The organism is Bacillus silvicola (genome assembly GCF_050524305.1).
GTDB classification, from domain to species: Bacteria; Bacillota; Bacilli; order Bacillales; family Bacillaceae_G; genus Bacillus_A; species Bacillus_A cereus_AT.
In genome coordinates this window covers 532630-544529 of sequence record NZ_JBNGVC010000001.1, presented here as the reverse complement: position 1 = coordinate 544529, position 11900 = coordinate 532630, and the positions used below count along the sequence as shown (strand labels likewise).

The following is an 11900-nucleotide window of genomic DNA, read 5'->3' as shown; positions in this document are numbered from 1 at the left end:
GTCGTATAAGCTACTTGATCATGAATTGGTTATATATTGTTAGAAAGGGTGTTTAAAACCTATCCTTTCAAGGCAATACTTGAGCCATAGTGAATGGATTGTTGGAAGGCGTGATTAATATGTTTGAAGAGGATGGCATTGTTTTAATTCTGGAGCCTGCTGATGAGCGGAATATGAGGAAATTTATTTTTACAGTACCGAAGTCAGTTTATGAAAAAAAAGAGATTTTATTACATTACGGAACACCTTTAGGCCAAGGATATACGGACATTATAGAAGATATTATTAGTGTACATATAGACATAGATATTCTAACAGTAATAGGGCATGTGAGAGGATAAAGAGAAACTTTAATTAGTGGGAGTCATACTGACCTTGAAAACAGACGTACTTAAAATAAGTATGTCTGTTTTTATATTTATATGAAGATAGTTTCGAGGTGCATGTTGAACAGGAAAATAATGATTTTTCTAGAATGTATAAAAGGAAGATTAAAAAATAAGATATGATGTGATAAGGTGTATAAGAAGAAAACAAAGTGTTTATAAATGAATAAAAGTATGGAAAATATTTGGGAGGTCAAAATGAAGTTTACAAAAATACTGTTACTTTCAATTGTAGTTTCAATTGGTTTGATGGGATGTTCGTTAGTAGAGGAAGGGAAGAACTCTATAGACTATGCTCAAAAAGCGACAGACTATGTAAATGAAATAAGTGCATTTGCAAATGAAGCGCCAGCATTAGCTGAAAAGGCTGTTAATGATAAAGAAGCTCGAAAAGAACTAGAAACGAAACTTACTGAAATTAAACAAGATATACCAGCTTTTAATGAATTAACACCACCGGATGTAGCGAAGGATCTTCACCAGCAAATCGTCGGGTATAATGAAAAGTTAAATACATTAATTGATACCTCTATGCAAAAGATAGAGGAAGTGAAAATGAATGTAGAGCAGTTTGAAAACTCTGAGCTTATGCAGACGATAGAACAAGTTCAGGATTTGAAAGATAAGGTTCAAAATTTAGGGCAATAATAAAAAGATCCGTTTATGATAAACGGATCTTTTTATTATTGTATACAATAGATGATTACACCAATGACAATAATAATGTTGCCAATGATTTTTCGTTTCGTTATTTTCTCTCCTAGGAAGTACCAACTAAAAATTAAAATGATAATATAACTTAATGATTCTAATGCAGATGCTTGCTTTAATGCCAAGCCCTTTAAGGCGATCACATTTAATCCGGCATTAATTACAAATAAAAAGTAGCCGATGATAACATAAGGATTCACATATTCTTTTATTTTAGAATCGTATTGTTGTAAAGTAGCCTTTTTTAATAATATTTGTGAGTAATTGGCTAAAATTATCCCGAATATCAATAATAGCATATAACTATTCATCTTTTGTCACCACCACAATTCCGACGATAATAATAGCTGCGCCAAGTATGTGATTCCACTGTATCGTATCTCCAAATAGGAATACTGACCAAAGCATTGACCATAGTATTATAATTCCACGGTGTGAATATGCTCTAGAAATTTCAAAATTCTTAATGACTTGTTGCCATAGAATTGCGTATCCGAATAAAAGTACAACAAGTCCGAAGTAAGCAATAAAAAATGAAATTGATGCAATAGGGAATTGAGCTGCCCATTTCATGTAGACCATAATGATAGAATATATCAAGAAGGCCACATGTAAAAATACATAGTTTTTAATAGTTGGTTTCATATATTCACTCTCTTTTACTTTATATACACGTATGTAAACTCGATGTATATAATCAATAGCTTCTTATTATATATAAGGCATATTGAAATGATTTTTGTTTATTTCTTCATATTCCAAAATATATAGTATCATGTCTTCTAATGTAAAACAATAGAAGGCAATATGTAGATTTAGAGCTGAAAATAATAGAGTTAGTGGAGTTAGATTTTCCACTGTTCTATTATTTGTATCGTTTTATTTGTTGCATCCATCTCTACTTGAATACCTATTGGCAAAGTAATCATTGGATGAGTATGACAACAGTCAAAATCGGCTAGAAAAGGAAGCTTTTGATTTTGTAATACTTCTAATAATATTTCGTAAGGTTTTCTATTTGTACCACAATCATCAAATTGTTCATGTTTTCCAAGGATGATACCTGAAACTTTATCAAAAACGCCGTTAATTTTAAGTAATGAAAAACTTCTTTCGATAGTAGCTGCATCTTTTGAGCTATCTTCAATAAAGAGAATATCACCTTCTTGAATGTGTGGCATATAAGGGCTGCCCCAAATACCTTGTAAAGTGTTTAAATTCCCACCAATAATACGTCCAGTAGCTTTTCCACCTATTACTGAAATCCAATTGTTCGGTCGAAAATCTTTTTCTTTCGTTTTTTCTTCCCAATTAATCAATTCATCTGACCAAAATAACGGCTGGTTTATGTTGTAAGGAAGGTGTTGATCAGTTAATAAAGTATCCACAAAATATTTGTATGTGCAATCTACGAAAGGCTCAAATTCACCAAAAGAAGGAACGAGTGCTGGACCATAAAATGTAGGAATTCCTGTTTTTGCATAAATTCCTAGTAATAATGCTGTTGCGTCTGAATAGCCAATCATTATTTTAGAGTTTTTTTGAAAAGAAGCATAATCAATATAAGGTAATAATGAATTTGAATTCATTCCCCCAATTGTCGACATGATACAAGAAACGTTAGGGTTTCTAATTAATTCATTTAGTTCCTCAGCACGATCTTTAATGCTCCCTGAACGATAATAATCATATTGACCTGTTAGTGAACCTTCTAATATATGAAATCCTTTCTTTTGTAAGTATAATTTTGCTCGCTCAAATCTCTTTGGAGAAGTATGGGCTACTGGTGAAGAGGGAGAGTAGATGCCAATTGTATCGCCATATTTTAATGCTTTTGGAAGTATCATTTGTATAAATCCTTTCTATTTATAGTGTTTTTGTGCTTAGATGTTATTGAATATTCTTATATTTCGTTGTTTTTAGTGTAACACATATGAAAAAGAGAAAGAGGTTGAAATTATAATTGCTGTAGATGAATAAATATGCTTTTTACCTTGACGATATAAAGTAATTGTTGTTATGGTTAAACATGAGTGTATAAAAGGTTTGCTAAAGGAGTTTTAGAATGAAGCGGTTGAAATGGGGAGGATTAACAATCCTATTAGTAGTAACTCTAGGTATATGTTGGTTCTTTTTCCAAGGAGTTCAAAAGAGTGAAACAAATGTAGATACTCAGCCTTTACAAGTGGCAGAGCTACCTAAAACAGGGCTATCTGAAAAAGTAGTTCCACCAAAATATATACCACCAGAAATTGATGCAAAAGCAGCTATTATTATCGATGCGAGTAATGGAGAAGTTATTTATCAAAATAATGAAAATGAAGCTGTTGCCCCTGCTAGTATGTCAAAAATGATGACAGCATATCTCGTTTTAGAGAGTATACATAATGGGAAAGTACGCTGGGAAGATCCAGTGAAAATAAGTGCGAAATCGGCACAAACAGAGGGTGCAAAAATCCCGATGCAAGTAAATGATACATTAACTGTTAAGGACTTATACCATGCGTTAATGATTGAGTCGGCTAATAATTCGGCTGTCGCTTTAGCAGAACATGTAGCTCAGACAGAGAAAAACTTTGTTGAACTTATGAATGAAAAAGCCCAGCAGTTAGAAATGTCAGATAAAGCTAAATTCGCGAATGCTTCCGGATTACAGGAGTCCGACGGAAGTGAAACAAAAATGACAGCAGCTGACGTAGCGAAATTAGCGTATCATCTTATAAAAGACTATCCAGAGATATTAGAAGTGACTCACTTACGTCAAAGTCAGTTAGCATTTAATAATATTAATGTTACAAACACAAATGAAATGTTAAACAAAAATAATAAAGCTTTATATATAGAAGGAATAGACGGATTAAAAACAGGATTTACAGATAGCGCAGGGTATTGTTTTACAGGTACTGCAAAACAAGGCGATAATCGCATCATTACAGTTGTTATGGGGACGAAGGGGAAAACAAAACGTTTTACAGAAACAAATAAATTAATGTCCTATGCATTTCAATTGCTTAATTAGGTGAAGAAATAAGGAAATTAGATTGTTATAAAAATAAAGCGGACAGTTTATTGAACCTTGATGTTGGTGACAATAGACTGTTTTTTTATTCTTTGACGTATTGGGAGTAAAAACTTAAGTGATATCATTTGAATTTGATTTTTTTTGTTGATATTATTAAGTTAAGAACTTATTAATAATAAGTTTAGGAGGCGTTATATGCTTCATACAGACGATACTGCCTCAAATAAAAATTGGAGGGAATTGTGATGGCAAAAGATTTTTACTCAGCAATTGAAGACAGAAGATCTATTTACGCGATTAGTAAAGAGCAAGTAGTTTCTGATGAAAGAATTCAAGAAGTGATTTATCATGCTGTGAAACATACACCTTCGGCTTTTAATTCTCAAAGTGCAAGAGTTGTTGTATTACTAGGTGAACAACACGACAAATTATGGGATGTTACGAAAGAAACGTTACGAAAAATTGTACCTGAAAATAATTTTGCACCTACGGAAGAGAAAATGAATGCATTTAAAAGTGGCTATGGGACAGTTTTGTATTTTGAAGATAGTAGAGTAGTAGAAAGTTTGCAAGAGAACTTTGCACTATACAAAGATAATTTTCCTACATGGTCTCAGCAATCTTCTGGAATGTTGCAATTTGCGATTTGGACAGCGTTAGAAATTGAAGGTTTTGGTGCTACGTTGCAGCATTATAATCCGTTGATTGATGAAGAAGTAAAAAAAGAATGGGATGTACCTGAAAACTGGAAGTTAACTGCGCAAATGCCATTTGGTAAACCGGTAGCTTCGGCAGGAGATAAAGAATATCAGTCATTAGAAACTCGTGTGAAAATTTACAAATAAAATAAAAAGGTGAACAGAGATATAATCTGTTCACCTTTTTATACATGGTAGGAGTTTGTATGCTGAATTGTTTTCATCTGTTCTTTTAATTCATTTTTCTTTGTTTCAATAGTGTGTACCTTTTTAAATGTTGCAAATGATAATAAGTGAGTAAGTATATAGTAAATTTCGATATTATTAGTTATGTGATCGTCTATTATTTTTTCCACAAATGCAACTCCTCTTTGTATGTGATTATATATATTCTATCAATAAAACCCTAATAATTCCATATTTAGAAGAGGAAAAATAATCAATTGTGTTTTTGGAAGGGGAATGCTCTCAAGTCGGATGAAATTTTCGTGTGTGAAATCTTACAAATCATCACTTTGTTTAAAATCATACATAGTATTGAGAATTCATTTTCCTAATATATTATACTATTAATAAATAAGGGTTTTTTTGTCATGATAAGAGTGTGCCCCATGAAAAAGAACTTTCTAGAAAAATATATTGTGTTTATGTATTAGATTAATGGAATTTCAGTATTAGATAGAAAGTGTAAAATCTATATTGAAATAACGTATGAAATTTTAAATTTTGATGTAATACATAAGAAATTTGAAAAAATCGTTGCAAAAACACACTGTTTAATGGTAAAGTTCACATGAAGTTCACACGAAATTCACTTCAATCGTTTAAAATAAACGACGTGTGAAAAATAAAACTCTTGCTAAAAAATGGAACTGGATGAATATTTTACTTTGATAATATTGTAAAGTATTAAGTTTATAGTTTTTTCTCAAGAGGATAGTAGGGAAAGGAAGTAAAGACAACTTATGAAAAAAGTAATCGCAGGTTTAGCAGCAGCGTCTGTAGCAGGCGTAGCAGTTCCTGGAATGGATTCTGCTCATGCACAAGTTTCAAATGATGCGCTAAAAGAAATTAATGGACAAACTCAAACTCAAACGACTGTAACTGAAACAAAAACGGTAGAAACAACTTCTGAATTAAAATACACAGTAACAGCTGATGTATTAAATGTACGTTCAGGTGCTGGTACAGGACATAACGTTATTTCTAAAGTGAAATCAGGTCAAGTACTTCAAGTAATTGGACAAGAAAACGGTTGGTTCAAAGTTAGTGTAAACGGTCAAACAGGTTATGTAAGTGGGGACTTCGTAACAACTGGTGGCAATAAAGGAACTACTACTACTGTTCAGCAAGGAACAGGTACTTACACAGTAAACGTTTCTTCATTAAACGTACGTACAGGCCCAAGTACATCTCATACTGTTTTAGGTTCTGTAAATAAAGGAAAAACAGTTCAAGTTGTAGGTGAAGTTCAAGATTGGTTTAAAATTAACTTCAATGGTGGAACTGGATACGTAAGCAAAGACTTCGTAACAAAAGGTGGTTCAGCTGTATCTAACCAAACTCAGCAACCAACTACAAACAACAATACTACTACAGTTCAAACTGGTGGATCATATGTTGTTAACACAGGTGCTTTAAAAGTACGTACAGGTCCAGCTACATATAACCCTGTAATTGGTGGGGTAACAAATGGTACAGTATTAAACGTTACTGGCGCTGAAAATGGTTGGTATAAAATTAACCATAATGGCCGCACTGGTTACGTAAGTGCAGACTTTGTTAAGTTTGTAAAAGGCGGAGTGAACAATGTAGTTACTGGTGGTAACGAAGGTACGAACCAAGGTACGAACCAAGGTACGAACCAAGGCACGAACCAAGGCACGAACCAAGTACAAAAACCAACAGGTGGAGATACATCTTCAATCGCTGGATTCGCTAGATCTTTAAATGGTTCAAAATATGTATTTGGTGGTCAAACTACTGCTGGTTTCGACTGCAGTGGATTCATTCACTACGTATTAAATCAAACTGGTCATTCAGGCGCTCGTCAAACAGTTGCTGGATACTGGAGCTCTAAAACAAAAACTAGCAATCCACAACCAGGTGATTTAGTATACTTCTCTGACACTTATAAACCAGGTCTTTCTCACATGGGTGTTTACTTAGGAAACGGTCAGTTCATTAGTGCAGAAAATGAAAGTGTTGGTGTAAGAATTAGTTCAGTTAATAACTCTTACTGGGCTAAACATCTAACAGGTTACACAAAAGCATACTAAGAAAAAGTATTTTTTATACTTTTTGTATAGAGAAAAGGCTTTCCAGGGAAACTTGGGAAGCCTTTTTCATATTTGGATAGATTACAAATATAGAAGCATTTATTTTAATTTCCCATGTAAAAATTTAGCATATAAATCATGGAAATAGTTTGGGCGGAATAGGTTTGCTGCATGTCCTGCTAATGGAATTTCTTTATATAAAACGTTCGGAAGAATGGACTTTAAATCAAAGAGACAAGACTTATAGAGATGATCATGTTCCCCCATCACCCATAATATAGGATGGGGAAGTGCTTTTAATTTAGATTTCAAGTCGAATTCTAAGCGATGTCGTAATGACTCAGCAATAATGGAAGAGTGTAATTGTAATCCGAAACGGTAATAAATATTTCTTGAAATTACAGCGAATGGATTAGCCTTTAATATCCCACTTGGGAAAATAGTATTTGCATACTGAGAAAGCCAAGCTGAATATTCATCCCCGCGTTTTTCCCAAAATCTCTGAAAAACATTATATAAACGGGAAGGATTATTATAATGTCCACCAATATGACAAATGCTTAATACTTTCTCAGGATGCATTTGCGCAAATGTCGTAGAGATATAACAGCCGTAGCTTAGAGCGCAAATATGAGCTTTTTTAATACCCTCTTTTTCATACAAGTTCAACAATTGATCTACGAGGCGCTGTATTGAAAAGTCGATAGCTTCTCCTTTATCATCTCCGTGGCCTAATAAGTCATAAGTTATAATGTTGTAGTATGCAGAAAATCGTTTATGCTCTTTTTTGAAGGCACGGCGATTTCCAACTAATCCATGAATAAAAATAATTGTTTCCTTTTCAGAATGTTTATTTGTTTGCAAAAAGGATACTCCTTTCAGTAACTGGAGATTTATTTAGTATTTTAAATTGGCTAATTAAGAAAATCCGTTATATATATTCTATGCCTAGTCTAGCATTTGCATAGAATAATATTAAGTACCAGGTAATAATATCAGATGTTTATATCTGTTGTAAAGATGAGTTTATATGTATATTTTGTAAAAATAGAAAAAGTGTGTTTACATTCAGTTTACATTTATATCGTATTCTATTTTTAGAAATCATAGTTTTGTTGAAAACGAGGAGATGAACGACAATGGAAGTTGGGAATACAGAAAAGAAAAAAGGAAATTGGAGGCAGTTTTTACGTCTTATTCAAGATACAAATCCACCGAAAGGTATTCTTATTTTTGCATTATTAATGAGTTTACTTTCTACTGGAGCGAGTTTGTTTATTCCGATGTTAACAAAAGGATTAGTTGATAATTTTTCGCTTTCTTCAATTAGTACAGGACAAATTGTTGGGTTAGTCGCATTCTTTATTATGCAAACAATTGCTGCAGGATTGTCAATTTATTTACTGAATTATATTGGACAAAAAATTGTAGCTGGACTTAGAGAACGATTGTGGAAAAAGGTACTTATTTTACCAGTGTCTTATTATGATCAAAATAGAACTGGAGATACAATTAGTCGTATGACAAATGATACAGGTGTTGTTAAAACATTAATTTCTGAGCATTTGTCAAACTTATTAACAGGCGGTATCTCAATTATTGGATCGTTAATTGTATTATTTGTTTTAGATTGGAAAATGACAGCATTACTTTTAACGGTTATTCCATTATCTGTACTAATTTTAGTGCCACTTGGACGGAAAATGTATAAGATTTCAAAAGCACTTCAAGATGAAACAGCTTCTTTTACAAGTGTGTTAACACAGGTGTTATCAGAAATTCGTTTAGTGAAATCTTCAAATACGGAAAAAAGAGAATATGAAACAGGTAATACAGGTATCCAAAAGTTATTGCAATTTGGTTTGAAAGAAGGAAAAGTGCAAGCGTTAATTTCACCAGTTATGTCGTTTGTTTTAATGGCGTTGCTTGTTATTATCGTAGGGTATGGTGGAATGCGAGTTTCTAGTGGCGCATTAACAACAGGAGAACTTGTAGCGTTTATTTTATATTTAGTTCAAATTATAATGCCAATGAGTCAATTATCTATGTTTTTCACACAATTCCAAAAGGCAATTGGTGCAACTGAAAGAATTAATATGATTTTAGAATATGAAGTAGAAGACCATGAAACTGGTGTGAAAGTTACAAATGCAAAGCAGTCGATCGTTATTGAAAATGTGAATTTTGAGTATAACGAAGATGAGAAAGTATTGAAAAATATCGATTTCACGATTGAATCTGGAAAAGTAACAGCGATTGTAGGACCAAGTGGTAGTGGGAAAACAACTTTATTCTCGCTATTAGAACGTTTTTATGAGCCGACTAATGGTGTAATAAAATTAGGAGAAGAACCAATTACGGCCTATTCATTACAGTCATGGCGACGTCAAATTGGTTACGTTTCACAAGATAGTCCGTTAATTGATGGAACGATTCGTGATAATATTTGCTACGGTGTTGAGAATGAAGTGACGGATGAAGAAATTGAAAAAGTGGCAGCAATGGCATATGTTGATGCGTTTATTCATGATTTACCGAGCGGCTACGCAACAGAAGTTGGAGAGCGTGGTGTGAAGCTTTCTGGAGGGCAAAGACAACGAATTGCGATCGCTCGAGCGTTACTACGAAATCCGCAAATCCTTATGTTAGATGAAGCGACTTCAAGTCTTGATAGTAAATCCGAATCGGTTGTTCAGAAGGCGTTAAATAACTTAATGAAAGGTAGAACAACTTTAGTTATTGCGCATAGACTTTCTACTGTTGTAGATGCAGATAAAATTATCTTTATTGAAAAAGGGAATCTTACAGGAAGTGGCTCACATGATGAGTTATTACGGACACACGACATGTACCGTGAATTTGCAATGCAACAATTGAAAATTAAAGAAGGAGCATTATAGAATGAAAACAATCAGTGGGGGGACACTTCACTGATTGTTAATTTTAGAGTGCTAAAAAGTATGTTAAGCAGAAAGGGGATGATTCCTTGATACCTAAAATATTAATTGTAGATGATGATCCGCACATTAGAGAACTTGTTTCTGTATTTTTGGAACGAGAAGGTTTTCAAACATATGAGGCTGTTGATGGATTAGATGCTCTTCGAAGAATAGAAGAAGTGAAAGTTGATATGGCGATTCTTGATATTATGATGCCAAATATGGATGGGTTTGATTTATGCTATGAATTAAGAAAATACTATGATATACCGATTCTTATGTTAACTGCTAAAGGTGAAACATCTCAAAAGATAAAAGGGTTTCACCTCGGAACAGATGATTATCTTGTAAAACCATTTGATCCTTTAGAATTAGTTGTGAGAGTGAAGGCATTGTTGAAACGTTATCAAATTACAGTATCGCAATCTATTCAAGTTGGGAATGTACTGTTAAATCGTAAAACATTTGAAGTTAACGCCGGAGAACAAACGGTGACGTTGCCGTTAAAAGAATTTGAATTACTCTTTACATTAGGATCTAAAGCGGGAAGAACTTGTTCAAGAGAGCAATTAATAGAAGATGTATGGGGATATGATTTTGAAGGGAATGAACGCACGCTAGACGTTCATATTAATCGATTGCGTGAAAAGTTTCAAGAAGAGTTATCGAAGTTTAGTATAAGGACGATAAGGGGCTTAGGGTATCGCTTAGAGGTAAGTAAATGAGAAAAAGAGAAAGAATGAGTAAGATGAAGATGTTAAAAGTAATGGGGGCGATAGTAGCGCTCTTTACTTTTCTTACTATAATTTGGTCTATAGCCTTTTTTGTATCGTCTAGTGTCATGAAAGCTCTGGAAATAAACGTATCGCCTTTTATTACTTTTCTAATTAGTGATATGGTTGGCTTTGTTTTTATTGTTCTTATTTGGACATTAATCGGGATTTTAATGAGACCGAAGCGAGAGGCAATGATTTGGACTATTATTGAACCGATACAAAAAATTGCAAAAGGAGATTTCTCTGTAAAAATACGAAATGAAGAAAAGTATGATGGAGAAATTGGTGTACTCGTAAAGAGTATCAATGATATGACAGATGAACTGAACGCAATGGAGAAACTGCGCCAGGAATTTGTATCGAATGTTTCTCATGAAATACAGTCACCATTAACTTCTATAAAAGGGTTTGCTAGAGCGCTGCAAGATAATAATCTTTCTGAGGAAAAAAGAAAGCACTATCTTACCATTATTGAAACTGAAACAACGAGATTATCTAAACTGAGTCAAAATCTATTAAAGCTAACACTTTTAGAATCAGAAGAGTATACACCAGAAAGAGTGAGTTATCGATTAGATCAACAGTTAAAGCAAATTGTATTAAATAGTGAACCGCTGTGGGCTGAAAAAGAAATTGAGTTAGACCTTGATTTAGAAAAAGTGCAAATTACTGCCGACCAAGAAAGTGTGAGTCAAGTATGGATCAATTTAATTCATAATAGTATTAAATTTACTCCAAGTGGTGGTACGATTACAATCCAATTAAAAGAACATAAGGAATTCCTAGAAGTAAGTATTCATGATACGGGAATTGGTATATCAGAAGAGCAGAAGCAACATGTTTTTGAGCGTTTTTATAAAGCCGATTCTTCACGAAACCGTGCTTATGGAGGAAGTGGCTTAGGTTTAGCAATTGTAAAAAAAGTACTCGACCTTCATAATGGAGAAATAAAAGTCGAGAGTGAGGAAGGGAATGGTACAAAATTTATTGTGCGTATTCCTAAATATGAAGAGAAGTAGTGTTAGGAGGAAAGATTTCTAACACTATTTTTCTTTAAAAATGTATATATAGCTACTATGGTTACCTATA

At 33.3% G+C, this 11900-nt stretch carries 12 protein-coding genes; 8 read left to right on the top strand and 4 right to left on the bottom strand.

Annotated elements, in window-relative coordinates; translation table 11 throughout:
- Positions 1 to 119: 119 nt before the first annotated feature.
- Both ACP6L7_RS02820 and ACP6L7_RS02815 read left to right on the top strand, forming a co-directional pair.
- Entirely contained in the window at positions 120 to 341 is a 222-nt protein-coding gene (locus tag ACP6L7_RS02820) for a hypothetical protein (protein ID WP_097832477.1), read from the top strand.
- A gap of 243 nt (positions 342 to 584) precedes the next feature.
- Positions 585 to 1034 (top strand): DUF6376 family protein, encoded by a 450-nt coding sequence (locus ACP6L7_RS02815; RefSeq protein WP_097832476.1) that lies wholly within the window; start codon positions 585 to 587, stop codon positions 1032 to 1034.
- 35 nt (positions 1035 to 1069) lie between these two features.
- On the opposite strand, the gene ACP6L7_RS02810 is transcribed toward ACP6L7_RS02815, so the two are convergent.
- From ACP6L7_RS02810 to ACP6L7_RS02800, 3 genes are all read right to left on the bottom strand, one after another.
- Complete coding sequence (locus tag ACP6L7_RS02810; RefSeq protein ID WP_097832475.1) at positions 1070 to 1408, bottom strand: EamA family transporter; 339 nt, start codon at positions 1406 to 1408, stop codon at positions 1070 to 1072.
- On the bottom strand, positions 1401 to 1742 hold the full coding sequence (locus ACP6L7_RS02805) for an EamA family transporter (RefSeq protein WP_070141862.1): 342 nt from the start codon (positions 1740 to 1742) through the stop codon (positions 1401 to 1403). Before ACP6L7_RS02805 ends, ACP6L7_RS02810 begins: the two co-directional genes overlap by 8 nt.
- A 200-nt stretch (positions 1743 to 1942) precedes the next feature.
- Positions 1943 to 2944 (bottom strand): S66 family peptidase, encoded by a 1002-nt coding sequence (locus tag ACP6L7_RS02800; protein WP_097832474.1) that lies wholly within the window; start codon positions 2942 to 2944, stop codon positions 1943 to 1945.
- 218 nt (positions 2945 to 3162) lie between these two features.
- Between ACP6L7_RS02800 and ACP6L7_RS02795 the strand changes: the two genes are divergently transcribed.
- The 3 genes from ACP6L7_RS02795 (at position 3163) to entFM (ending at position 7096) form a co-directional block, all read left to right on the top strand.
- Positions 3163 to 4116 (top strand): D-alanyl-D-alanine carboxypeptidase family protein, encoded by a 954-nt coding sequence (locus ACP6L7_RS02795; protein ID WP_097832473.1) that lies wholly within the window; start codon positions 3163 to 3165, stop codon positions 4114 to 4116.
- A gap of 248 nt (positions 4117 to 4364) precedes the next feature.
- Positions 4365 to 4964, top strand: a complete 600-nt coding sequence (locus ACP6L7_RS02790) for a nitroreductase family protein (RefSeq protein WP_097832472.1) — start codon at positions 4365 to 4367, stop codon at positions 4962 to 4964.
- Positions 4965 to 5782: 818 nt separating this feature from the next.
- The gene (gene entFM, locus ACP6L7_RS02785) at positions 5783 to 7096 is read left to right on the top strand and encodes an enterotoxin EntFM (protein WP_097832470.1); all 1314 of its coding nucleotides are present in this window, start codon (positions 5783 to 5785) and stop codon (positions 7094 to 7096) included.
- Between the two features lie 99 nt (positions 7097 to 7195).
- Here entFM and ACP6L7_RS02780 read toward each other — a convergent pair whose 3' ends face one another.
- Positions 7196 to 7960, bottom strand: a complete 765-nt coding sequence (locus tag ACP6L7_RS02780) for an alpha/beta fold hydrolase (protein ID WP_097832469.1) — start codon at positions 7958 to 7960, stop codon at positions 7196 to 7198.
- A 275-nt stretch (positions 7961 to 8235) separates the two neighbouring features.
- Between ACP6L7_RS02780 and ACP6L7_RS02775 the strand changes: the two genes are divergently transcribed.
- The 3 genes from ACP6L7_RS02775 (at position 8236) to hitS (ending at position 11830) form a co-directional block, all read left to right on the top strand.
- Positions 8236 to 9996: an ABC transporter ATP-binding protein gene (locus tag ACP6L7_RS02775; RefSeq protein ID WP_097832468.1), complete on the top strand. Its 1761-nt coding sequence runs from the start codon at positions 8236 to 8238 to the stop codon at positions 9994 to 9996.
- 86 nt (positions 9997 to 10082) lie between these two features.
- Positions 10083 to 10760 carry an envelope stress response regulator transcription factor HitR gene (gene hitR / locus ACP6L7_RS02770; protein ID WP_097832467.1) on the top strand — a complete coding sequence of 226 codons (678 nt, stop codon included), beginning with the start codon at positions 10083 to 10085 and terminating at the stop codon, positions 10758 to 10760.
- On the top strand, positions 10757 to 11830 hold the full coding sequence (gene hitS / locus ACP6L7_RS02765; protein WP_141533447.1) for an envelope stress sensor histidine kinase HitS: 1074 nt from the start codon (positions 10757 to 10759) through the stop codon (positions 11828 to 11830). Before hitR ends, hitS begins: the two co-directional genes overlap by 4 nt.
- Positions 11831 to 11900 lie beyond the last annotated feature (70 nt).